23 protein-coding genes and 2 tRNA genes are annotated in these 21,340 nt (G+C 57.6%); 18 read left to right on the top strand and 7 right to left on the bottom strand.

Annotated elements, in window-relative coordinates; all coding sequences use genetic code 11:
- Positions 1 to 32 precede the first annotated feature (32 nt).
- The 6 genes from RB602_RS14190 (at position 33) to RB602_RS14165 (ending at position 5,951) form a co-directional block, all read left to right on the top strand.
- The gene (locus RB602_RS14190; RefSeq protein WP_317081458.1) at positions 33 to 1,052 is read left to right on the top strand and encodes an NADP-dependent oxidoreductase; all 1,020 of its coding nucleotides are present in this window, start codon (positions 33 to 35) and stop codon (positions 1,050 to 1,052) included.
- On the top strand, positions 1,052 to 1,864 hold the full coding sequence (locus RB602_RS14185; RefSeq protein ID WP_317081456.1) for an enoyl-CoA hydratase/isomerase family protein: 813 nt from the start codon (positions 1,052 to 1,054) through the stop codon (positions 1,862 to 1,864). The genes RB602_RS14190 and RB602_RS14185 overlap by 1 nt, the downstream gene beginning before the upstream one ends.
- 2 nt (positions 1,865 to 1,866) lie before the next feature.
- Complete coding sequence (locus tag RB602_RS14180; RefSeq protein ID WP_317081455.1) at positions 1,867 to 3,045, top strand: acyl-CoA dehydrogenase family protein; 1,179 nt, start codon at positions 1,867 to 1,869, stop codon at positions 3,043 to 3,045.
- A gap of 109 nt (positions 3,046 to 3,154) precedes the next feature.
- Positions 3,155 to 4,327 (top strand): acyl-CoA dehydrogenase family protein, encoded by a 1,173-nt coding sequence (locus RB602_RS14175; protein WP_317081454.1) that lies wholly within the window; start codon positions 3,155 to 3,157, stop codon positions 4,325 to 4,327.
- Between the two features lie 3 nt (positions 4,328 to 4,330).
- Positions 4,331 to 5,143, top strand: coding sequence for an SDR family oxidoreductase (locus RB602_RS14170; RefSeq protein WP_317081452.1), 813 nt, complete (start codon positions 4,331 to 4,333; stop codon positions 5,141 to 5,143).
- A 109-nt stretch (positions 5,144 to 5,252) separates the two neighbouring features.
- Entirely contained in the window at positions 5,253 to 5,951 is a 699-nt protein-coding gene (locus RB602_RS14165) for an energy transducer TonB (RefSeq protein ID WP_317081450.1), read from the top strand.
- 31 nt (positions 5,952 to 5,982) lie between these two features.
- Here RB602_RS14165 and RB602_RS14160 read toward each other — a convergent pair whose 3' ends face one another.
- The 3 genes from RB602_RS14160 to RB602_RS14150 form a co-directional block, all read right to left on the bottom strand.
- Positions 5,983 to 6,225: a GIY-YIG nuclease family protein gene (locus tag RB602_RS14160; RefSeq protein WP_317081447.1), complete on the bottom strand. Its 243-nt coding sequence runs from the start codon at positions 6,223 to 6,225 to the stop codon at positions 5,983 to 5,985.
- A 126-nt stretch (positions 6,226 to 6,351) separates the two neighbouring features.
- A tRNA-Ala gene (locus RB602_RS14155) sits at positions 6,352 to 6,427 on the bottom strand.
- A gap of 104 nt (positions 6,428 to 6,531) precedes the next feature.
- Positions 6,532 to 6,846, bottom strand: coding sequence for a TIGR02300 family protein (locus RB602_RS14150; protein ID WP_317081445.1), 315 nt, complete (start codon positions 6,844 to 6,846; stop codon positions 6,532 to 6,534).
- Between the two features lie 192 nt (positions 6,847 to 7,038).
- Here RB602_RS14150 and aroA point away from each other — a divergent pair, with 192 nt between their 5' ends.
- The 11 genes from aroA (at position 7,039) to moaC (ending at position 15,145) form a co-directional block, all read left to right on the top strand.
- Positions 7,039 to 8,409, top strand: a complete 1,371-nt coding sequence (gene aroA, locus RB602_RS14145) for a 3-phosphoshikimate 1-carboxyvinyltransferase (RefSeq protein WP_317081443.1) — start codon at positions 7,039 to 7,041, stop codon at positions 8,407 to 8,409.
- Complete coding sequence (locus RB602_RS14140) at positions 8,406 to 8,663, top strand: CBU_0592 family membrane protein (protein WP_317081441.1); 258 nt, start codon at positions 8,406 to 8,408, stop codon at positions 8,661 to 8,663. The genes aroA and RB602_RS14140 overlap by 4 nt, the downstream gene beginning before the upstream one ends.
- Positions 8,660 to 9,286: a (d)CMP kinase gene (locus RB602_RS14135; protein WP_317081439.1), complete on the top strand. Its 627-nt coding sequence runs from the start codon at positions 8,660 to 8,662 to the stop codon at positions 9,284 to 9,286. Before RB602_RS14140 ends, RB602_RS14135 begins: the two co-directional genes overlap by 4 nt.
- A gap of 207 nt (positions 9,287 to 9,493) precedes the next feature.
- Positions 9,494 to 11,191 carry a 30S ribosomal protein S1 gene (gene rpsA / locus RB602_RS14130; protein WP_317081437.1) on the top strand — a complete coding sequence of 566 codons (1,698 nt, stop codon included), beginning with the start codon at positions 9,494 to 9,496 and terminating at the stop codon, positions 11,189 to 11,191.
- Positions 11,192 to 11,428: 237 nt separating this feature from the next.
- Positions 11,429 to 11,707, top strand: a complete 279-nt coding sequence (locus RB602_RS14125) for an integration host factor subunit beta (RefSeq protein WP_317084566.1) — start codon at positions 11,429 to 11,431, stop codon at positions 11,705 to 11,707.
- Positions 11,708 to 11,819: 112 nt separating this feature from the next.
- Positions 11,820 to 11,907, top strand: a tRNA-Leu gene (locus tag RB602_RS14120).
- A 154-nt stretch (positions 11,908 to 12,061) separates the two neighbouring features.
- Complete coding sequence (locus RB602_RS14115; RefSeq protein WP_317081435.1) at positions 12,062 to 12,829, top strand: sulfite exporter TauE/SafE family protein; 768 nt, start codon at positions 12,062 to 12,064, stop codon at positions 12,827 to 12,829.
- Positions 12,808 to 13,824 carry a GTP 3',8-cyclase MoaA gene (gene moaA / locus RB602_RS14110; RefSeq protein ID WP_317081433.1) on the top strand — a complete coding sequence of 339 codons (1,017 nt, stop codon included), beginning with the start codon at positions 12,808 to 12,810 and terminating at the stop codon, positions 13,822 to 13,824. The genes RB602_RS14115 and moaA overlap by 22 nt, the downstream gene beginning before the upstream one ends.
- Complete coding sequence (locus RB602_RS14105; RefSeq protein WP_317081431.1) at positions 13,821 to 14,078, top strand: MoaD/ThiS family protein; 258 nt, start codon at positions 13,821 to 13,823, stop codon at positions 14,076 to 14,078. The genes moaA and RB602_RS14105 overlap by 4 nt, the downstream gene beginning before the upstream one ends.
- 112 nt (positions 14,079 to 14,190) lie before the next feature.
- Positions 14,191 to 14,670, top strand: a complete 480-nt coding sequence (locus tag RB602_RS14100; RefSeq protein WP_317081429.1) for a molybdenum cofactor biosynthesis protein MoaE — start codon at positions 14,191 to 14,193, stop codon at positions 14,668 to 14,670.
- Positions 14,663 to 15,145 carry a cyclic pyranopterin monophosphate synthase MoaC gene (gene moaC, locus RB602_RS14095; protein ID WP_317081427.1) on the top strand — a complete coding sequence of 161 codons (483 nt, stop codon included), beginning with the start codon at positions 14,663 to 14,665 and terminating at the stop codon, positions 15,143 to 15,145. Before RB602_RS14100 ends, moaC begins: the two co-directional genes overlap by 8 nt.
- A 137-nt stretch (positions 15,146 to 15,282) precedes the next feature.
- Here moaC and RB602_RS14090 read toward each other — a convergent pair whose 3' ends face one another.
- From RB602_RS14090 to RB602_RS14075, 4 genes are all read right to left on the bottom strand, one after another.
- Positions 15,283 to 16,863: a TolC family protein gene (locus RB602_RS14090; RefSeq protein ID WP_317081425.1), complete on the bottom strand. Its 1,581-nt coding sequence runs from the start codon at positions 16,861 to 16,863 to the stop codon at positions 15,283 to 15,285.
- Positions 16,853 to 17,896, bottom strand: a complete 1,044-nt coding sequence (locus RB602_RS14085; protein WP_317081423.1) for an efflux RND transporter periplasmic adaptor subunit — start codon at positions 17,894 to 17,896, stop codon at positions 16,853 to 16,855. Before RB602_RS14085 ends, RB602_RS14090 begins: the two co-directional genes overlap by 11 nt.
- Positions 17,893 to 19,626, bottom strand: a complete 1,734-nt coding sequence (locus tag RB602_RS14080) for an ABC transporter ATP-binding protein (RefSeq protein ID WP_317081422.1) — start codon at positions 19,624 to 19,626, stop codon at positions 17,893 to 17,895. Before RB602_RS14080 ends, RB602_RS14085 begins: the two co-directional genes overlap by 4 nt.
- A 147-nt stretch (positions 19,627 to 19,773) precedes the next feature.
- Entirely contained in the window at positions 19,774 to 20,703 is a 930-nt protein-coding gene (locus RB602_RS14075; protein WP_317081420.1) for a LysR family transcriptional regulator, read from the bottom strand.
- A 344-nt stretch (positions 20,704 to 21,047) separates the two neighbouring features.
- On the opposite strand from RB602_RS14075, the gene RB602_RS14070 reads away from it, so the two are divergent.
- Positions 21,048 to 21,230 (top strand): hypothetical protein, encoded by a 183-nt coding sequence (locus tag RB602_RS14070; protein ID WP_317081418.1) that lies wholly within the window; start codon positions 21,048 to 21,050, stop codon positions 21,228 to 21,230.
- The last annotated feature ends 110 nt before the right edge of the window (positions 21,231 to 21,340 follow it).

Here is a 21,340-nt window from a genome sequence, read left to right as displayed (position 1 = left end):
TGGTCTGCGCAAAAGAAAACAAGGAGAGTTTGATGGCTGAGATGATGCGCCATGTGGTGCTGGCGCGCTATTGTGAGGGGCTGCCAGTGCCGGAGGATTTCCGGGTTGAGGAAGCGCCTTTGCCGATCCCTGAAGATGGCCAGTTTCGTGTCCGCCATGTGTTTAACTCGGTTGATCCGGGCACCCGTTCGCGGCTGTCGGGCAGCGATACCTATTCCGCCGCGCAGAAGATCGGCGCGCCGATGGACGGTTTTTCGGTCGGTGTGATCGAGGAAAGCAAACATGCCGACTGGAAAGAGGGCCAACAGGTGTTCTTCGCCGGTGGCTGGCGCAGCCACAGCATCCAGAATGGCAAGGGCTTTATCGGCCCGGTCTATCCCGGCCTGCCGCTGTCCTACTGGATTGGCGTTTTGGGCGTTCCGGGTCTGACCGCATGGTGCGGCTTGAAAGAAACCGCCCAGTTTCGAGAAGACGATGCAGTGCTGGTGACATCCGCCGCCGGGCCAGTCGGTGCAACTGCCGGGCAACTGGCCAAGGCATGGGGCGCATCCAAGGTGGTCGGAATTGCCGGCAGTGACCAGAAATGCGCCTGGCTGAAGAACGAGGCCGGGTTTGATGCGGTGATTAATTACAAGACCGTCGATGATCTCGACGCGGCGATCTCCGAAGCTATGCCCGACGGCATTGATCTGCTGTACGATAATGTCGGCAATGCCATGATCGAGCGGGTTCTGCCCAAGATGAAGCTGAATGGCCGTATCTGCGTCGCCGGCCAGGTGGCGGACTATTCGCTGGCGCTTGAGGATCGTCCCGGCATCCGCACCACCACGCCGTTTATCACCCATCAGATCATGATGCGCGGACTGGTGGTGTTCTATCACGCCAAACTATTCCCCGAGGCATTGCAGACCATGGCGGGCATGATCGCCAAGGGCGAGCTCAAGCTCAAAGAAGAGCGGTTTGAAGGGCTGGAGGCGATGCCCGAGGCCTTTTGTGGACTGTTCCGCGGCGAGAATTTTGGCCGCCGTGTCGTTAAAGTTGGGGAAGAGTGATGGGCGCAGAGTTTCGTATCGAAGACACAAATTACACCCGCTTCACCTTTGAGCGCGATGGCCGGATACTCAAGGCCTTCATCACCTCCGACCATCCGGTCAATGGCGTCGATGCCGCGATGCACGATGAGCTGGCAACAGTGTTCACCGACCTCCAGCGCGATAGCGACAGCGACCTGATTATTCTCTCCGCCAAGGGCCGCGCCTTTTGCGCCGGCGGGGATTTTGACTGGTTTGAAGAACAGATTTCCGACCCGGCCAAGTTTCGCGGTATCGCATGGGATGCCAAGCGCATTGTCTCGGGGCTTTTGGAGATGGAAAAGCCGATCATCTGCCGGTTGAACGGTGCCGCGGCAGGGCTAGGCGCGACCATTGCCTTGCTGTGTGATGTCATCATTGCCGATGAAAAGGCTGTGATCGGCGATCCGCATGTCAAAGTGGGTCTGGTCGCGGGCGATGGCGGCGCGCTGATCTGGCCGCAGCTGATTGGCTATGCCAAGGCCAAGGAATTGCTGATGACCGGCGATATGCTGAGCGCATCCGAGGCGCAGGCACTGGGCCTGATCAACTATGCCCTGCCGACGGACGCGATTGATGCCAAGGTGGACGAGATTGCGGGTAAAATTCTCGCCAATCCGCGCTGGGCGGTACGCTGGACCAAGACGGTGACCAACATCCCGCTGCGTGCCTTGGCGGCGCAATTGATGGATGCGTCGATCGGCTATGAGAGCGTGTCCAACTTCCTCGATGACAGACGCGAAGCGGTGGCGGCGATGATGGAGAAACGTGCTCCTAAGCTGACGGGGGATTGAGGATGACCTTCCCCGATAATTGGCAGAGCTTTGCTGATGAGCCAGAGCATGTCTCCGCCATTCGCAGCCAGATACAGCGCTTCCTGATCCAACATGCACCGCGCGAAGAACGGCAGAAATGGGACCGCGAGGCCCGCTGGCCGCGTGAGGTTTATGCCGAGCTCAACAAAATGGGTCTGACCGGGTTGACCATAGCCGAGGATTATGACGGTGCCGGGCAGGATCTGGTCGCGGCGATTGCGGTGATTGAGGAACTGTCGGCGGGCAGCGCGGCGCTGGCCGGGCCTTATATTCACACCTGCTTTTATGGCGGCATGAACCTGTCTGAAAATGGCAGCGAGGCCCAGAAACAGGCGCTTCTGCCCAAGCTGGCATCAGGCGAGATGTTCTTCGCCTATGGCCTGTCTGAACCCAATATCGGCGGCGATTTGGCCAGCGTCGAAACCCGCGCATCGCGTGACGGCGACGAGGTCATCATCAACGGCGCGAAGCGCTGGTGTACCGGCGCGGATTGGGCTGATTACATCTATTGCCTGGTGCGTTCGGGTGAAGCGGATCAGCGCTATAAAAACCTGTCTTTCATCCTCGTCCCGACCGATGCCCCGGGGGTGACTATGCAGGACATTGAGCATGTCAATCTGCGCTATACCCATAGTCAGGATGTCTATTTCGACAATGTCCGCCTGCCAGCCAGCGCGATTGTCGGTGGCGAGGAGATGTGGAACCGCGGCTGGCAGCAACTTGCCGGACGTGCACTTGATGTCGAGAAGCTGGAGATCAGCGCTGTCGCGCTGGGTATTGCCCGCGCCGCGATAGCCGAGGCATGGAGCTATGCGCAGGAGCGCGAGCAGTTCGGCAAGCCGATCAGCCAGCATCAGGCAATCCGCCACAAGCTGGTCACCGCGCGCACCAAATGGCAGGCGGCACGGCATATGCTCTATCACGCCACCTGGCTGGCGCAGCAGGGGCGGCCCTGTTCGGTCGAGACCAGCATGGCCAAGCTGTTTGTCGCCGATACCGGGGTGGAGATTGCTTTGGCCTGTCAGCAGGTAATGGGCAGCTATGCGCTGAGCGACGCCTATGAACTGGAACGCCATGTGCGTGATCTGCTGGGTATGCCGATTGTTGGTGGATCGAGTGATATGCAACGCAATAATCTGGCGAGTTTGATGAAACTGTGAGGATATAAACAATAATCGTCATCCCGAACTCGTTTCGGGATCTCAAACCACTGCGCACAGACGCGGGAGATGCTGAAACAAGTTCAGCATGACGAATGGAGAGAGTTAAATGATGCAAGCCGTAGATACCATCGTCCCTTTGGGCCAGGCGGTCGCCGAACGTCTCCCCGCCATCGCCAAGCGCGCGGAAGAGATCGAAGCCGCACGCCATCTCCCCGCCGATATTGCCCATGACCTTGCCAGCATCGGCATATTCGACATGGTCAAACCCAAAAGCCTGGGAGGGCTGGAAATGGCACCGTTGGATATCGTTGCTATCCTCCACGCCATGGCCCGCGCAGAGGCGAGCGTCGGCTGGTGCGCGATGATCGGCGCTACCACCGCGGTCAATGCCGCCTATATGCCGCATGATGTCGCCAAAGAGGTCTATGGCAACCCCGGCACCATCACCGGCGGCGTGTTTGCACCGATGGGTCGGGCCGATGATATGGGCGACCATTATAAGGTCAGCGGCCGCTGGCAATGGGGATCGGGCAATATCAACTGTCACTGGCTGTGCGGCGGCGCGATGATCTTCAAGGATGATGAGTTGCAACGCCTCGACAATGGCGCGCCCTATCACCGGATGATGCTGTTCCCCGCGGATCAGGTGGAACGCATCGACACCTGGCATGTCATGGGCATGCGTGGCACCGGATCAGGCGATCTGGCAGTGAAGGACGTGATGGTGCCCAAGGCGCGCTCGGTCTCGCTGATCGTCGATACGCCGGTGGAGCAGGGCCCGCTCTATACCTTCCCGGTGTTTGGCATGCTCGCCATGGGGGTCGCCTCGGTGGCGCTGGGCAATGCAGCGGGCGCGCTCGATGAAATCAAGGCGATGGCCAAGGCCAAGAAAAACCCGGCTACCGGCAAGACCATGGCCGAGCGCCAAGTGACACAGGTCGATATCGCCAAAGCCGAAGCCAAGCTGGGTGCGGCGGAAGCGTATTTTCGCGAAGCCATCGCCACCTGCTGGGAGGCGGCCACCAGCACTGGCGAGCTATCACCCGAACAGCGCGCGCAGCTGCGCCTCGCCGGGGCTTATGCCACAGAATGCGCCGCCGATGTTGCCAAAACCGCCTATACGCTGGGCGGCGGCGCGGCGGTGTATGAGACCAGCAATCTCCAGCGCCGTTTCCGCGACGCGCATGTTGCGACTCAGCATATCGCAACGGCACATGGCGTGTATGAACTGGCCGGGCGGATTAGCTTTGGCCTGCCGACCGATACAGGGATGCTCTGAGCGATGGCTGGGCTTGAGGACTTTGCAGGCAAGACTGCGCTGGTCACCGGCGCGGGTGCTGGCATAGGCGAGATGCTGGCCCGCAAGCTAGCCGAGGCAGGCATGACGGTGTGCGTGCAGGATATCCGCGAAGAGGCGGCACAAGCCGTGGCCGATGATATTGGCGGAGAAGCCTTTGCGCTTGGCGGCGATATCAGCGATCGCGACAGTCTGGCCGCCGCGGCGCAATCCCTGGCGGATCGCAATATCGCGCTCAACCTGCTCTGGCTTAATGCCGGGGCTGGTGTTGGCGCGCCGGTGCTCAAGGGCAAAGCGAACGCGATTGACTGGGCCTTTTCGGTCAACGTGATGGGTATGATCTGGTCGATGCAGGCATTTTGGCCGCTGATCGAAGCCGCCAGCGGGCCGCGCCATGTCGGCTTCACCGCCTCCAGCGCCTCCCTGGTCGCACCCGATGGCGACTTCCCGCTCTATGCGCTGACCAAGCATGGCAGCTTTGCCACCGCCGAAGCGCTGTCCGCCGAATTGCAGGCTGAGGGCATTGCCTCGACCATATTATGTCCCGGCCTGCTCAACACCGATATCTGGGACGGCGCCCGCGCCCGTCCCGAACGCTTTGGCGGCGCCAGACGCATGGACCCGGCGATTTCCGGCATGTGGAAAGCAGCGCAGACCCCTGATGTGATGTGGCCGTTTATCGCCGAGAAACTGGCCAGCGGTGGCGGGTATCTCGTCTGCCCGACGGATGCGGATTTGATTGAGCGTTTCGATGAAAGGCATCAAGCGATCAGGGGCGGGTTTTGGCCGCTATATTGACCCATAGGTCTTGGCAAAGCGGTTCTTGGTATAGAATTTACGTTTCCGTCAGAACAGACCGCAGCTTTGATGGTCGCATGACCTTGTTAGGTCATCTATAAAGATAAACATGATAAAAAACTGCGTTTTACCCATCATGATAGCGTTAACCGCCTCTTCCCCGGCTTTCGGTCAGGAGACCGTTGAAGATAGGGGGGAGAAAACCGTTCCGACGATTTTTCTGCCCGCTCCCAAACCATCGGAGCCTCCGCAACCGGACCTCTCTCGACCACCGTTACCCGTCGACGGAAGTTTCGATTATATCATCAGGCAGAGTGACTATCCACTGTCTTCTTGGGTCGCCGATGAAGAAGGTCAGGTGCGGTACGAGCTTGCGATTGATGCTGATGGAAACATCACAGGCTGCACGATAATAGAGAGCTCCGGTTTTCCCGCGCTGGATAATAAATCATGCGAGATTGTGACCGAGCGAGCGAAATTTACTGCGGCAAGTGATGAGGATGGTAAGCCAATCTCAGATGTTTATGCGGGGCGTCTATATTGGCGTAAACGTGAACCAGATATAGACGGGAACTTCACCATTCATGTTGATTTTATGGTGGATGAAGAGGGCCGCCAAGTCGAATGCAACACCATTGAATTTAGCGGAGACATACCTGACAGAATACGGCGCAGCTTTGAGCGTGAGCCCTGCCTGGGGTCTAGCGGGCTAAGCGAGGACATACCCTATCGCGATGCGAACGGTAATCCGGTTGCCAAACGTGTCACCTTGAAGTTGGTGGTAACGAGTGAAGAGATTGAGGAATAGGTTCGAGCCTTTTAGAGCTTTAGCATTGCGCCTATCGCAATCGTTTCGCAGCGAAAGCTCTGCCTGAGCCGGATTTCAGATATTTCTCAAAAGCCTGCGCTTTAGCTTCATCGGCAAAAGCGACATAGCTGACCAATCGCCAAGGGCGGTGCTTTGCTGTGTGCGGGGATTGACCGTGATTATGGGCTTCGAGGCGTTTCTTCAGATCAGCCGTTATGCCGGTATAGTATTCATCTGGCGAGTTGATGCTTTGCAGAATGTAGACGTAGTGCATTATTTTGCCCTTTTACGTCTATGGCATAGAGCTTGGCGCTTGCTGCGTCCTCCTACGCCTTCGGCTTCGGCGGACAGCCTTCGCGAAATCTCCGGCTGGCCTGCCAGCCGTAGCTTTAGCGAAGGCTGGTGGAGCCTACCGGGATCGAACCGGTGACCTCTTCGCTGCCAGCGAAGCGCTCTCCCAGCTGAGCTAAGGCCCCATATTGCTGCCCCTATGGGATAGACGGGCAGACCAGAGGCAAGCCCTCTAGTCCAACCGCATCAGGGCATCAAGCAAAAATTTTGTACCGGGACTGATCGAGGATCAGTTGTCGTCCTCATTGTCGTCATCCGACGACTTTGTGACACCCAGATCCTCATCACCACCCAGATCCACATCGGCATCGGCGGTGTTTTCGCTCTCATCCACGTCCAGCGCCTCGTCATCGGCGAGATCGCTGTCATCTTCCTTTTTCTTGGAAGGATCTTCAAACGGCATCGGCTGTTTGGATTTCAGCAGCGGCTCCGGATACCATTTATGGCCATTCGGGCTGGTCACCGGATTGTCGTTACCCAGATCGTAAAAACGCTCGCCGGTCTCTGGGCAGGTTCGCTTGGTTCCCCATTCTGGCTTTGCCATGATTCGTCTCAATCTTCCTGTGAAAGTGCAACCAAATCCCTAAGGGATAAGGGCTTTTATTATTGTCGCCTGTCAATGGCGGTAAATTGCGCAGCGCCTTGCCATAGCTTCACGGCGCTGTCAAAAGCCGAGTGCCTTGCAGATAGGCAATAGTTATTCCAGATCAAGCGATGAGAGACAGGCAAGCCGCCAATGAGCCATTCTTCTGAAGCCCCAAGCCCATGGCATTTCGCGCCGGGCAAACCGTTGACCGGATCGCTAACGGTGCCGGGCGACAAGTCGATTTCGCACCGCTCGCTGATCCTTTCTGCGCTGGCAGTCGGCGAAAGCCGGATATCGGGATTGCTCGAAGGCGAGGATGTGCTGGCCACTGCTGGCGCATTGCGGGCGATGGGCGCGACGATTGACCGCAGCGCAGATGGCGAATGGCAGGTGCAGGGTGTGGGCGTCGGCTCACTACTCCAGCCCGAGGCCGCTCTGGATATGGGTAATAGCGGTACCTCGGCGCGGCTGTTAATGGGGCTGGTCGCCAGTCATCCGATCACCGTCAATTTTATCGGCGATGCCTCGCTGTCGCGTCGTCCCATGGCGCGGGTCACTGAACCGCTGGGGCGGATGGGGGCTGAGTTTACCACCAGCCCGAGCGATACTCTGCCGCTGATGGTGCAGGGTATCTGCCCGGCGATTCCGATCTGCTACCGGCTTCCGGTCGCCTCGGCGCAGGTGAAATCGGCGATTATGCTGGCAGCGCTGAATACGCCGGGCGTGACAGAGATTATCGAGCCGGTACCGACGCGCGACCATAGTGAGACGATGCTGAAAGGCGCGGGTGCAAATGTCCGGGTTGAGACCGATGATGATGGCACACGGCATATCTTCGTCACCGGCGAGGCCAATTTGCAACCGCAGACGATCACCGTGCCCGGCGATCCCTCTTCGGCAGCGTTCTTTATCGTCGCGGCACTGATCGTTCCGGGCAGCGACCTCACTATCCGCAATGTCGGTATCAACCCGACACGGGCCGGGCTGATCACCGCATTGCGCGATATGGGCGGCGATATCACCGAACTGGACCGGCGCAGTGTCGGCGGCGAACCGGTGGCCGATCTCCACGTCCGTGCCAGCGCGCTGACCGGCATAGATGTCGACCCGGCGCTGGTTCCGAGCATGATCGATGAATTCCCGATCTTCTTCATCGCCTCTGCCATGGCCAAAGGGACAACGCGCACCAGCGGGCTGGAGGAATTGCGGGTGAAGGAATCCGACCGCCTCGCCGAAATGGCGCGGGGGCTTAAGGCGTTGGGTGTTGCCTTGGAAGAGCAGCCTGATGGTCTGGTGATACAGGGCCGCGATGGCGAACCTTTCGCACCCGATGATGCTGTCACCATAGAGCAAGTGCTTGACCACCGTATCGCTATGAGCTTCGCCATAGCCGGGCTGGTAGCCAAAACGGGCATTACCATCGCCGATATATCGCCCGTCGCGACCAGCTTCCCCGATTTCACTAAGCTGCTACAGCGCGCCACCGGTGGACAGGAAGCGATTTCGGGAGTGCGGGCATGATGCTGGCGGATATTGTCGGCTGGATGGGCACCAGCCTGATCGTCTTTGCCTATTTTTATGCCAATGTGCTCAACAAGCCTTTAGGGATCCTCTACAACTGCATGAACATTCTCGGTTCGCTGCTGCTCGCCTGGTCGCTGACGGTCAATATCAACTGGGCCGCGTTCTCGCTGCAGATTGTCTGGATTATCATCTCGCTCTTCGGCATATGGCGCGTCTTGCGCAGCCGCAAAGATGCGAAGGAGCCAGCATGATTATCGCCGTTGATGGCCCCAGCGCTTCGGGTAAAGGCACGATTGCCAAGGCATTGGCCAAACATTTTGGCCTGCCGCATCTCGATACCGGGCTGCTCTATCGCGCTGTGGGACATAATGTCGCGCTGATGGGCGGCAATCCTGATGATCCAAAAGACGCTCTTGCAGCCTGCGCTTTTCCTGATGCGATGCTCGACGATCCGGTGTTGCGTGATGAACGCACCGGCGGGCTGGCGAGCCGGGTCTCGGTGCACCCTGAGGTGCGTGCGGCGCTGTTCAAGCGCCAGCAGGATTTTGCGCAACAGCCGGGCGGCGCCATATTGGACGGGCGCGATATCGGCACGGTGATTGCGCCGGACGCCGATGCCAAGCTGTTTGTCACCGCCAGTGTCGATGCCCGCACCAACAGACGCGTTGCCGAGATGGAGCGCTCCGGCGAGCAGGCGGACCGCGATGAAATCCGCGCCAACATACAACGCCGCGATGCCCGCGATAAAAGCCGCGCCACCGCGCCACTGATCGCCGCAGACGACGCGCACTTGCTAGATACGTCGGATATGACTATAGACCTCGCCGTTCGCGAGGCGATTGCTGCGGTGAACAGCAGGATAGAAGGCCGCTAACGGCCCACTACACAAAAAGTGTGACCGACAGACGAAGAAGCCAATAGCGCTTCTCTCGGCTGTCGCTTTTGGCGCTTCTATCTGCTGTAGGACCAAAGCTAACGTCTTGAGAATGCTGCCAATATATTCGGTATTGGCGGCAGGTCGGCCCAAGACCACCGGAGACAACCGGTTGGCCGGAAAAAGACAAATACTAAGGATTACCATATGGCCTCTGCGGCAAACCCAACACGCGATGATTTCGCGGCAATGCTCAACGAATCACTAGGTGGCGAAGATGGCGGCTTTGAAGGCCGCGTTGTCAAAGGCACCGTAACCGGCATCGAAAATGACAAGGCTGTCATCGATGTGGGTCTGAAATCCGAAGGCCGTGTGGCCCTGCGCGAATTTGCAGCGCCCGGTCAGAAAGCCGATCTAAATATCGGTGATGAAGTTGAGGTCTATGTCGACCGCGTGGAAAATGCCGATGGTGAAGCAATGCTGTCGCGCGACCGTGCCCGCCGCGAAGCCGCATGGGACAAGCTGGAAGCAGAATTTGGCGAAGGCAAGCGCGTTGAAGGCGTGATCTACGGTCGCGTTAAAGGCGGCTTCACCGTTGATCTGGATGGCGCCGTGGCCTTCCTGCCCGGCAGCCAGGTTGATATCCGCCCGGTGCGTGACGTTACTCCGCTGATGGATATTCCTCAGCCTTTCCAGATCCTCAAAATGGACCGTCGTCGCGGCAATATCGTTGTTTCGCGTCGCGCTGTGCTTGAAGAAACCCGCGCTGAACAGCGCTCCGGCCTGATCCAGAACCTCACCGAAGGTCAGGTGATCGAAGGCGTGGTCAAGAACATCACGGATTATGGTGCGTTCGTTGATCTGGGCGGCATTGATGGCCTGCTCCACGTCACCGACATGAGCTATAAGCGCATCAACCACCCCAGCGAAGTGGTCAATATCGGCGATACCGCCAAGGTGCAGATCGTCCGTATCAATCAGGAAACCCAGCGCATTTCGCTTGGCATGAAGCAGCTTGAAAGCGATCCATGGGAAGGCGCAGCAGCAAAATATCCGCTCGGCGCGAAGCTCAAGGGCGCAGTTACCAACATCACCGAATATGGTGCCTTTGTTGAGCTGGAAGCCGGCATTGAAGGTCTGGTCCACGTTTCCGAAATGAGCTGGACCAAGAAGAATGTTCACCCCGGCAAGATCGTTTCGACCAGCCAGGAAGTCGAGGTTGTTGTTCTCGAGGTTGACAGCGACAAGCGTCGTATTTCGCTCGGCCTGAAACAGGCGCAGAGCAATCCATGGGAAGCTTTTGCAGAAGCGCATCCTGTCGGCAGCGAAGTCGAGGGCGAAGTCAAGAACGCCACCGAATTCGGCCTATTCATTGGTCTCGATGGCGATGTCGACGGTATGGTGCACATGTCGGATATTGCATGGGGCATTTCCGGCGAGGACGCGCTCAACCTGCACCGCAAGGGCGAAGAGGTGAAAGCCATTGTTCTGGACATCGACGCCGAGAAGGAACGTATCTCGCTCGGCATGAAGCAGCTTGAAAAAGGCGCACCGGCCGTCGGCGGTGACAGCAGTGGCCTGCGCAAGGGTCAGGTTGTTACCGTTACCGTTCTTGAAGTGCGCGATGGCGGTCTTGAGGTACAGGCAGGCGAAGACGGTGCGACCGGCTTTATCAAGCGTTCTGACCTTGGCCGTGACCGTGACGAACAGCGTCCGGATCGTTTCCAGACCGGTCAGAAGGTTGACGCGGTTGTCGCCGGTTTTGACCGTTCGAAAAAGCCGAACTTCTCGATCAAGGCGCATCAGCTCGCCGAAGAGAAGCAGGCGGTCGAGCAATATGGTTCGTCCGACTCGGGTGCCAGCCTTGGCGACATTCTGGGCGAAGCGCTCAAGAAGAAGGACTAAGCCGCCTCTTCTTATCGAGGATTGCGACATTCAACGGGAGCAGATGCACATCTGCTCCCGTTTTTGTATCATACAGAGCCAAAAACGGCGCATGGCATTGTAATTTCTCGCAACTTCTGTCACTGTTAACACTTGGGACATGCGCCGGGGAGGTAAAAGGCGCAAACCCGGCAAGCATGATGGTGATCCAGATCTGTGTGATGCGGGACCAGAGACACCATATTGGGAGAGCGCGTGATGATCCGTTCCGAGTTGTTGCAGAAACTGGCTGATGAAAATCCCGAACTGAAACCGGACGAGATCGAGAAGATCGTCGATATCTTCTTTAACCAGATCATCCAGCAACTGGCCGAGGATGGCCGGGTCGAACTGCGCGGCTTTGGTGCTTTCTCAACCCGCAAGCGCGAACCACGCAAGGGCCGCAATCCGCGCACCGGCGAGGCGGTGGATGTGCCTGCCAAGCGCGTTCCCTATTTCAAACCTGGCAAGGAAATGCGCGAGCGGCTGAATAGCTGATTGCACACGGCCTCTAAGCCTCTCCCAAAACTTTGAAAACGTTCTTGCTTCCCCTTGCACTTTCGCTTGCGTGATGCGACAGCGCTGCGACCTAGGCCGTATGTGGCCTAAAGCGGACGTGGCGAAATGGTAGACGCAGCAGACTTAAAATCTGCTATCCATCACTGGGTGTGCGGGTTCGAGTCCCGCCGTCCGCACCACCCTTTTCTCTTGCCCTCAAACTTCGGGTGAGGTTCGTGAAATCGGTCTAACGAAAACCGTCAGGGCTGAGCCTGTCGAAGCCCGCTTCTCGATTTGGCACTATACGGAGAAGCGCCCCTCGACAGGCTCAGGGTTTACGGTAATTGAACTATCATGCCCTGGCTCCTCGCTCCCGCCTTTCTTCTGATTGCATTGCTCTATGCTGCTGTCGGCTTTGGCGGTGGGTCTAGCTATACGGCACTGCTGGCGCTGGCAGGAACCGACTATCGTATTCTCCCCGCACTCTCGCTGATCTGCAATATTGCAGTCACTACCGGCGGTTGCTGGCGTTTTGCGCGGGCAGGGCATATTCCCTGGCGGCGGGCGTTTCCATTGGTGGTAATTGCGCTGCCTTTTGCATGGATCGGCGGGTTGCTTGCAATTCCCCAGCTCTGGTTCATCGGGCTTCTGGGCGCTTCGCTCGGTGTCGCTGGCGGGCTGATGCTACTCTACCGACCGCCGCTTTCGGTCGAACTCGAGCAAGGTGCGGGCGCATTACAGGGCTATGGCCTGTTCGCGGCGTCTGCCTGTCTCGGCCTGCTCGCTGGTATTGTCGGGATTGGCGGCGGGATATTTCTGGCACCTCTGCTCTATCTCACCCATTGGGGCGATAGTCGATCGATTGCAGGGACGGCGTCGCTGTTTATCGTCGGCAATTCCATCGCCGGCCTGTCGGGACATTATGCCAGGCTCGCCGGTGATGCCGAAGCCATAGCTGCGCTGATCAGCTATTGGCCGCTGCTCCCCGCCGTCCTTATCGGCGGCGCTATCGGTTCCTGGCTCGGCGCGAAGAAACTGCCGCTTATCTGGATGCAGCGCGGCACCGGTCTGTTGATCCTGATGGTTGCCCTGCGGCTGATTTGGCTTACTATCAGCGCATGACCTCCGCTGCTCCCCTGATCGATGCGCATGACCGTGCAGTGCGCTATGTGCGGCTGTCGGTGACCGACCGCTGCGATCTGCGCTGCACCTATTGTATGCCGCGCGACCAAAAATTTGCGCCGCGTCATGATCTGCTCAGCCTTGAGGAACTGGACCGGCTCGCGAGCCTCTTTGTCGCCCATGGCGTTGATCGCATCCGCATTACCGGCGGTGAACCGCTGGTGCGCAGTGACACGCTGCCACTGATGCGCCGCCTGTCGCGGCATTTAGAAACGGGGCTGTCGGAATTGCTGCTTACCACCAATGGCACCAGACTGGCGCGCCATGCTGATGATCTGGCGGCGCTGGGTATGAGGCGGGTCAATGTCTCTCTCGATAGCCTTGACCCTAACCGTTTTGCCGCGATCACCCGATTGGGCCAGTTGGATACGGTGCTGGAGGGTATCGCCGCAGCAAAAGCAGCCGGGCTGCGGATCAAGATCAACATGGTCGTCGATGGCGCGCATAATGCTGATGAAGTGGTGGATATGGTGCAGTGGGCGCATGGCGAGGGGCATGATATTGTGCTGATCGAGAAGATGCCCATGGCCAGTGGTGCTGCGGATGCCGAGTATCTATCGCTGGCGACAGTCAAAGAGAGACTGGCCGAGCGCTGGACCCTGCAGCCGACAGAGCGCCGGACCGCTGGACCATCGCGCTATTACCGGGTGAAGGAAACCGGCGGCGATATCGGGTTTATCGCGCCAATGAGCGGCAATTTCTGCGCCTCATGCAACCGCATCCGCATCACCGCAAACGGGCGGCTTTATCCCTGCCTTGGCCACGATCTCTATTTTGATTTCCGCCATCTTATGCGCAGCGGCGGGGATGATACTGCCCTGGCAGCATTGATCGGCAAAGCGCTTCGACAAAAACCGGCGGAACATGATTTCGTTGCGGCAATAAGCGAGCAACGCCCCGCTGTGTCGCGCGCGATGGCGGTGACTGGCGGGTGAGCGGAGAAGCGCATATCACGCTGCTGGCCTTTGGTCAGATTGGTGAGATGATTGTTCAGGCCCGGCGCTCGATATCTGAGGGTGAGACGGTGGAGAAGCTGCTCAATGCCCTATGCATCGAGCATAATGGCCTTGAAACCTCGGTTGAGCATCCGCGGTTTCGCGTTGCGGTCAATCAGGCAGTGGTGCCGTTCGATCATATCCTGCGTGATGGCGATGAGGTGGCGCTGCTATCTCCCGTCAGTGGAGGGTAGGGACTTTGCACTGGAGCGCAATCAACCAAAGACCGTTAGGGCTGAGCTTGTCGAAGCCCGTCTCTCGTATCGATAAGCGCCCTTCGACAAGCTCAGGGCTAACGGTGTTATAATGGCTGAACCTGATAAGATTGTTTGCACCGCTGCACCGCTTGATCCTCAGACCGAACATCGCCTGATGCGCGACAAGGTCGCGGGTGATGGCGCAATAGTGAGCTTCACCGGTATTGCCCGGCCAGATACGCAGGATGATAAGCAGGTGCGGAGTTTACGTCTGGAGCATTATCCCGGCTTCACTGAAGCGAGCATTGCTAAGGGTGTAGCAAAGGTACGCGCATGTTGGAGTATCGGTCAGTGCCATATCGTCCACCGTGTCGGCGATATGGTGCCTGGTGATCCGATTGTCTTTGTCGCCACGAGTGCGCGCCATCGTCGTGCGGCTTTTGAAGCAACCGATTTTCTGATGGATTGGCTCAAGACCGAGGCGGCTTTCTGGAAATGCGAGATAACCGCTAATGGCACCAAATGGATAGAACCGCGCGCCGAGGATATTCAGGATCGTGAGCGCTGGGAGTACAAAGCCAATGGCTGACAAGCTCACGCACTTTGACGAAGCCGGGCAGGCGCATATGGTCGATGTCGGTGCAAAGCCGGTGACGCACCGCCGTGCGGTTGCGCAGGGCCGGGTGAGTATGTCTGCTGCAGCATTGGCACAGATCGTTTCGGGCGACAGCAAAAAGGGCGATGTCCTTGGCACCGCACGGCTCGCCGGGATTATGGCGGCCAAACGCACGGCGGAGCTGATTCCCCTTTGCCACAGCCTGCCGCTCTCCAAAGTGGCTTTGTCGCTGGAATGTAATGAAGAACAGTCGGCGGTTCTGGTTGAAGCAGAGGTGGAAACGCAGGCGCAAACCGGGGTGGAAATGGAAGCGCTGACAGCGGTGGGTGTGGCGTGCCTGACCCTTTATGATATGCTTAAGGCTGTCGATCGCGGCATGGTGATTGGCGAGATCAGGCTGGTAGCGAAGTCGGGTGGCCAGTCCGGTGATTGGGCGGCAACCAATTAGCCCCTCCTCTTCAGAGGAGGGGTTGGGGTGGTGGAGTCAAAAAGTGCAGCGCGGGCCGCCGCACCACCCCGCTGCGACTAAGGGCCTTACAGCCTTAAGTCTCACTGCCCCTCCTCTGAAGAGGAGGGGTGTATCGCTCAAGGCAATATCCCGATCCCGCTTTCCAGGCCCAGCGTGGCGAAGTCCGCCGAAGCAGCAGCCAGATCGGCGCGGGCGGCGGCTAAGTTAAATTCGGCTTGTAGGCGACGGATGCTGGCATTGGCAGCGGCTTCCTCACGCAGATTGACGAGGAAGAAATCACTCGCACCGGCGCGGAACAGGCGACGTTCACCCGCGGCCATAATCTCGGCGGCGCGTTCTTCGTCACGGGCGATTTGCAACAGGTTTTCCGCTGCACGCAGATCGATGATAATGTCGTTTATGGTGTTTTCCACGCGCTCGGCCACTTGCTGACGGGCGCGGCGGGTGGCTTCCATTTCGGCCTGTGTGGCGGCGATGCGACCGCGCGCCTCGCGCCGTTGTAGCGGAACCGAGAAGCGGACGCCGACAAGCGTTTCAAAGCCGTCGCGCGATGGGCCTCCCGCACCGATCGAGCCGAAATCATTGGACGCCTCGGCAAAGACATCGAAGCGCGGCCGTAACAAGTTTTCATCGAGCTGCAGCCTCAGCCGCGCCTGTTCCAGCCGGGTTTCGACAATTTTGATATCGGGTCGCCGCGCCAGCACATCTTCAATGGTCTCATCACCATTGCGATAAATCTGCGGCAGATCATCAGGGATCAGATTGGGGTCAGGCTGCAGGGGCCGTCCTTCATCATCGCGCCAGAACAGTGACAAGCGGTTCGCCGCCTGTTGCAGATTGCGCTCTGCCTGCACCAATAGCGTCTGTCGCCGAAGGATATTCTGTTGGTTCTCGGTCAGAATGATATCGGCCTGCGCGCCCAGCTGGACCTGTCGCACGAGGCCGGATTGCCGGTCATTGGCGAGCTTGAGCAATTCACGATAGATGCGCAACTGCTGAGCGGCGGCGACCCAGTTATTATAGGCTTCAATTGCGCGTTGCTGGACGCCAATCGCGACAATGTTGGTCTCAATCTCGGCCACTCGCGCATTCAGCCGTGCATTGCGTTCGCCAAAACGGCGATCATCAATCATATTGTCACGCAACAGTGAATAGACGCCGCGTGCCTTTAATTCGCCGACCTGATTGGTGAAGAAAAAGTCATTATAGGTCGGAAATCGGCCCTGCGAATTGCGATAGCCAACCTCGATGCTGCCGCCATTATTGGTGAGCGGTTGCGATGCCGTCGCATTGACATATTGGCCGCCATAAAAGCCGGAAAGATAGGAATAGCTTTCGGCATTGAATACCAGATCAAACGCGCCCTGCGCGGCTGTAATCCGGGCATTGGCAGCTTGCGCATCGGCGAGCGCCTCGAGGATTTGCGGCGCATGCCGGGCAGAGCTTTCCAGTAGCGCATCCAGCGTTAGATATTCGCCAATACGCGGTGCAGCGCTGACCGGCGGCGGCGTCAGATTAGGGATATTCCCATCCGAAACCGTAGTTTGTGCTTCCTGAACGGGTTGCACCACTGGCCGGGGCAATGGTTCAATATTCTGCGCCTGTGCAGCGGCACCGATGCTGCAACCGATACCGGCTATTGCCAGAGCGGTAGCAGCAGTCAGTATTTTACCGGATTGCCAACGCTTAGGGCGCATTGGTACCATTTTCAGCCTCGGGCGAATTACTGGTTACAGGCTGGAGCGGGAAGTCGTTAAGCTGACGCCAGAGTTCGAAGGCAACCGAGACTTCTTCCATCAATACCCAGCCGCGCACGGTCGCACCAAGGCGGACAAAGGGTTCCTTGGGCCATGCCGGTTTGTCAGGATGCTCGACCACCAGAACGCGAAACAGGCCATTGGGAGAGCTGGCCAGGTCAATCGATCGAACTTGTCCATCAAAAATCCCTTGTGCCACTGACGGCCAACCGGAAAACTGGATTGCGGGCCAGCCTTCAAACTCCAGCCGCACCGGGAATCCTGGCTTGATAAGAGAAACATCGCGGCCATCAATATAGAGCTCGACCACGCGTTCGGCTTCAATCGGTGCAAAGGTCGCCAGCACATCGCCCTGGCTAACCAAAGTCGCTTTGTCACCGCCACGGATACGCTGGATCACACCGTCGCGCGGCGCGGTGACCAACTGCATCGATTGGCGGCTGAGATTGATGTCGATGCGGTTCAGTTCAGCCATTGCCTCGGCCAATGTCGCCTCTTTCTCGGCAACCTGAATCCTGGCCAACTCATATTCACGCCGGGCGCCAAGGCCTTCATCAAAAAGCGCCCTGTCGCGGGTAACGTCTAGCTTTGCCGTTTCCAATGCACTTTCGGCCGCAGCAATACGGGCGGTAATCTGCATGCGTTCCGCCCTCAGGCGATCGAGCAGTTGCGGGTCATTATCTGCGAGTTGGACAATCGCTTCTCCCTCCTCGACCCGCTGGCCATCCTGAACAAACCATTCTTCGATCCGCCCGGGCACTAGCGCCGTCACATTCTGTACCCGGTCCTGCGGGTTGAGCGCGATAACCTGGCCGCGGCCCTGCGCCGTTTGCACCCAAGGGACAAAGGTAACGAACAGCGCGACAAAGATCAGGCTGGTCAGCACCATCCATTTGAACACGCGCTGCGACACCGGCATTTTCTGCGCGGTGAGGGTGCCGAAATGATCAATATGTTCCTTATAGGAGGTCATTGCGCTGCTCCCGCAGAGTCCTGCTGGTCTGATTTGGTGGCCGCATAGAGCCGCTGCAGCTCGTCCACATCTTTGACAATCTTCTGTTCGTCCCGGCCAACCCAGAGATAATCGGTCTGATCGCTGCCGACATTGCGCGCAGTGAAATGAATGGTTGTTGTACCATGCGTCGCCAGCTCGGCACCGACCCGCAGCAAGATGTCCGGGTCAAGCATGTCAAACAGCGAGGTCAGCAACAAAATGCGTGGACGACGCATAATCGCACCGGCCAGCTTCAGCGCCATCGCCTCGGCGAGCGACAATGGCCAGCCAGAGGTCGACAGCGGCGTGTCCAGACCAAGAGGCAAATGCGCAACGCGTTCGCTCAAACCCACAGTGTCGAGCATTTCAAGTGCATCGGCTGACGAGAATTGCGGGTTGGCCAGTTGCAGATATTCGCGGATGGTTGAGTCCACCATGGTTGGTCTATCAAGCACCACAACATCAGAGCGCAGCTTGAAATTGTTGATATTGAGAATGTCCTGACCACCAACGGTGATCATGCCACGTTTGGGTTTTTCATGGCGTTTTAGGGCATGGCTGAAAAAGCGCTGTGTCTCATGGTCTTCCGCCATGGCGCGCAGATTGGAACCGGCGGGTATGGAGATGTTGAACTCGGTGCTGCCGCCGCGCTCGGACGAAAACAGTGTTTCGCGAAAGGCGAGCGTTCCGTCGGCGGCTTCATCATTGGCTGCCGGTTTTGGGTCTTCCTGATCGATATGGAAAATCAGGCCAATTTCCTCTGATGCGGCGACAAGGTCATAGGTATTGTCGAGATATGGGCCAATCTGACCCAGCCCAAAAAACGCTGCTGACAGGATTAGCTCTGCCGCGACCAGCTGGCCAATGGAAAGCTGTTCCTCAATCACCAGCCAGCCGCCCAATGCCAGCAGGCCTGCACTGGACAGAGCATAGAGCAACAGGAAGCTGACGGTTTGCGCATAGCTATAGAAGAAGTGGCGCTTGCGCTGCTTCATATAGTTGGCGGTCACTTCTTCGGAACGATCCATCGCATAGCCGACATGGCGCTGCGACTTATAGAAACCATTGGAGATTCCCACATTCTCCAACCAGCGCGCAGCTTCATATTTGGCATGGCTGAGCGCAATACCGCTGCGAATGGCGCCGCGCGTCCACACCAGCAGGATGAGAAACGCAAAGAAGATCACCAGTCCGTTAAACGCCAGAAAGAACGGGTGGTAAAAGGATGTAACCGCAAAGCCGACCGCCGATTGCAATATGATGGTAAAGCCACCGATAAGTAGCGACGGCACCGATTTCTGGACGGTGACAACATCAAAATAGCGGTTGAACAGATCTTCGCGCTTGGCGTCCTGGAAAAACGGGTTGGACGCATGAATCGCGCGCGTGGTGATCTCTGCTACCAGCCGGGCATAGAAGCGCCGGGTAAACATCTCCATCACATGGACGCGCAAAGCACTGAGCAAAACCGCGATCAGCAGCAACACCAGCAGCGCCATGGAGAGCGCTACCAATGGCGTTACCAATGCCGTATTGGCGACCGAGTTGATCAACATCTGCACCGAGATCGGCGTCGCCAGCGACAAGATGCTGATCCCAATGCCATAGATCAGGGCGATGGTTACATAGGGTCGTTCCGGCGCTATCAGTGTGAACATCCAGCGCAGGGCATCGCGCGCGCCCATTTCATGCTGTCCGTCCGTTGCCATATATGATCACTCCCTGATACCGTTAGGGCACCATGACGATATTATCACCAATATGCTATTGTGCATTAGCTAATAGAATTGTGCACTAGCTAATACAAATGCCATAGATCGCAATGCGATATTACATGATAATACGATAGGTTTTAACTATGAAAGGCCATGTGCCTTTTGCGCTTCGGCAAGGCGTTCAAGTCCCTTTTCGCGAATATACTCGCCCATCCAGCGATAGGTGTCTTCATAAGCGGCACCACGGCGCCACGCCATGCCGATACTGCGGCTGGCTTTCCAGTCCTTGACCTCAAGCCGCTTGACCATGTCGACGCCGCCGACTTCGGAGCTGAGATAGAATTCCGGCAACAGCGAGATACCCAGGCCAGACCCGACCATTTGACGCAGACTATCAAGGCTAGTGCCTTCATAGTCACGCAAAATATCTGCGCCCAATTCATCGGCGATGGTCTTGGTTTGGATGTGATAATGGTGTTTCGGATCAAGGCTGAGGAAGCCCGTCCCGGCGAAATCGCTGCGCTGCAGCGGCTCCATTTGCGCCAGACGATGATCCGGCGGTGCGACAATATAGAGCGGCTCATGGAAAAGCGGTTCAACCTCGAGCGCACTATTCTCAATTGGTAACGGGCCCAACAGGATATCAATGCTGCCGCTGGCGAGCTCTTGCACCTGCTGAACCGGAATGCCTTCCCGGATATAGAGCCGCATATTGGGCGCAAGTTGGTGCATCTGGCGCACAATATCGGGCATGAAATAGGGGCCGATGGTCGGACTGACGCCAAAGCGTAATGTCCCAGCACGGCCATCATTGGCCTTGGTCGCGGTATCACGCAAATCGCGGACATCGACCAATATCTTGCGCGCTTTCACCGCTATCTCGCGACCAATGGGTGTCAGTTCGGCGCCGCGGCTCTCGCGTTCGACCAGCTTTACGCCGAGGCGCTGCTCAAGCGTGCGGATCTGTTGGCTCAGAGTCGGTTGGGAAACATGCACCCGGTCTGCGGCGCGGCCAAAATGGCCCAGATCGGCAATGGCAATCAGATATTCGAGCTGGCGTAAGGTCGGCATGGCGGGCACTATAGATACAGACTAAAGGATTGCCAGCATTACTTTTTGCACCCAGGCAATTCCGCTTTACAACTCTTTTGAGTAGGCCTCCTTTACTGGCCAGTGAAGGGCAGGAAAGTGGCAGACACTCAGGCCTCTGCCGATATGCGCAAAGCATTGAAAAGGACCATTTCCGATCAATAGTTTCATTCTATCAATGAATGCTGTTTCAAGTGATTGGATTTAGTGGCGGGCCTTGGCTATTTCACTCTCAAGCAAAGACAAAGGCCTTGATCAAAAGGCTTAAGTAAAAAGCAAATTCTACCTAGTAGAGTTTGTGAATTAGCGGTGAGGAGTATTGCGTCATGGCGAGTTATCTCTCTGTTTTGCGGGCAAGATTAAGCCGGATCAACCGGCTGATCGACAACTGCAAAGCGGCGGGGCGCTCGGTATCATCGCAAGATCTCTATGACGCACGTGACCGCCTCATTGACCGTATCAATATTCTCGAATCCGGCCTGTCCCACCGGGCCGAACCCGCCAGCTAAGGCTGGCACCCAAGTGACCGACGCGGTCCTGTATTGAGCACTCCCCCTAGGCTCACCTCTCATGACTACAGACCGCGTCGGCCACTACTTCCTCTAATAGTAATTGCAAC

The organism is Parasphingorhabdus sp. SCSIO 66989 (genome assembly GCF_032852305.1).
In the GTDB taxonomy this organism is placed as follows: domain Bacteria; phylum Pseudomonadota; class Alphaproteobacteria; order Sphingomonadales; family Sphingomonadaceae; genus Alterisphingorhabdus; species Alterisphingorhabdus coralli.
The sequence above is the reverse complement of the archived record's forward strand: the minus strand, read 5'-3'. Positions and strand labels throughout refer to the sequence as shown.

Bases quoted from the DNA above. Each gene is read 5' to 3' on its own strand.
- RB602_RS14190 (WP_317081458.1), top strand. From the start codon at position 33: ATGGCTGAGATGATGCGCCATGTGGTGCTGGCGCGCTATTGTGAGGGG.
- RB602_RS14185 (WP_317081456.1), top strand. From the start codon at position 1,052: ATGGGCGCAGAGTTTCGTATCGAAGACACAAATTACACCCGCTTCACC.
- RB602_RS14180 (WP_317081455.1), top strand. From the start codon at position 1,867: ATGACCTTCCCCGATAATTGGCAGAGCTTTGCTGATGAGCCAGAGCAT.
- RB602_RS14175 (WP_317081454.1), top strand. From the start codon at position 3,155: ATGATGCAAGCCGTAGATACCATCGTCCCTTTGGGCCAGGCGGTCGCC.
- RB602_RS14170 (WP_317081452.1), top strand. From the start codon at position 4,331: ATGGCTGGGCTTGAGGACTTTGCAGGCAAGACTGCGCTGGTCACCGGC.
- RB602_RS14165 (WP_317081450.1), top strand. From the start codon at position 5,253: ATGATAAAAAACTGCGTTTTACCCATCATGATAGCGTTAACCGCCTCT.
- RB602_RS14160 (WP_317081447.1), bottom strand. From the start codon at position 6,225: ATGCACTACGTCTACATTCTGCAAAGCATCAACTCGCCAGATGAATAC.
- RB602_RS14150 (WP_317081445.1), bottom strand. From the start codon at position 6,846: ATGGCAAAGCCAGAATGGGGAACCAAGCGAACCTGCCCAGAGACCGGC.
- aroA (WP_317081443.1), top strand. From the start codon at position 7,039: ATGAGCCATTCTTCTGAAGCCCCAAGCCCATGGCATTTCGCGCCGGGC.
- RB602_RS14140 (WP_317081441.1), top strand. From the start codon at position 8,406: ATGATGCTGGCGGATATTGTCGGCTGGATGGGCACCAGCCTGATCGTC.
- RB602_RS14135 (WP_317081439.1), top strand. From the start codon at position 8,660: ATGATTATCGCCGTTGATGGCCCCAGCGCTTCGGGTAAAGGCACGATT.
- rpsA (WP_317081437.1), top strand. From the start codon at position 9,494: ATGGCCTCTGCGGCAAACCCAACACGCGATGATTTCGCGGCAATGCTC.
- RB602_RS14125 (WP_317084566.1), top strand. From the start codon at position 11,429: ATGATCCGTTCCGAGTTGTTGCAGAAACTGGCTGATGAAAATCCCGAA.
- RB602_RS14115 (WP_317081435.1), top strand. From the start codon at position 12,062: ATGCCCTGGCTCCTCGCTCCCGCCTTTCTTCTGATTGCATTGCTCTAT.
- RB602_RS14100 (WP_317081429.1), top strand. From the start codon at position 14,191: ATGGCTGAACCTGATAAGATTGTTTGCACCGCTGCACCGCTTGATCCT.
- moaC (WP_317081427.1), top strand. From the start codon at position 14,663: ATGGCTGACAAGCTCACGCACTTTGACGAAGCCGGGCAGGCGCATATG.
- RB602_RS14090 (WP_317081425.1), bottom strand. From the start codon at position 16,863: ATGCGCCCTAAGCGTTGGCAATCCGGTAAAATACTGACTGCTGCTACC.
- RB602_RS14085 (WP_317081423.1), bottom strand. From the start codon at position 17,896: ATGACCTCCTATAAGGAACATATTGATCATTTCGGCACCCTCACCGCG.
- RB602_RS14080 (WP_317081422.1), bottom strand. From the start codon at position 19,626: ATGGCAACGGACGGACAGCATGAAATGGGCGCGCGCGATGCCCTGCGC.
- RB602_RS14075 (WP_317081420.1), bottom strand. From the start codon at position 20,703: ATGCCGACCTTACGCCAGCTCGAATATCTGATTGCCATTGCCGATCTG.
- RB602_RS14070 (WP_317081418.1), top strand. From the start codon at position 21,048: ATGGCGAGTTATCTCTCTGTTTTGCGGGCAAGATTAAGCCGGATCAAC.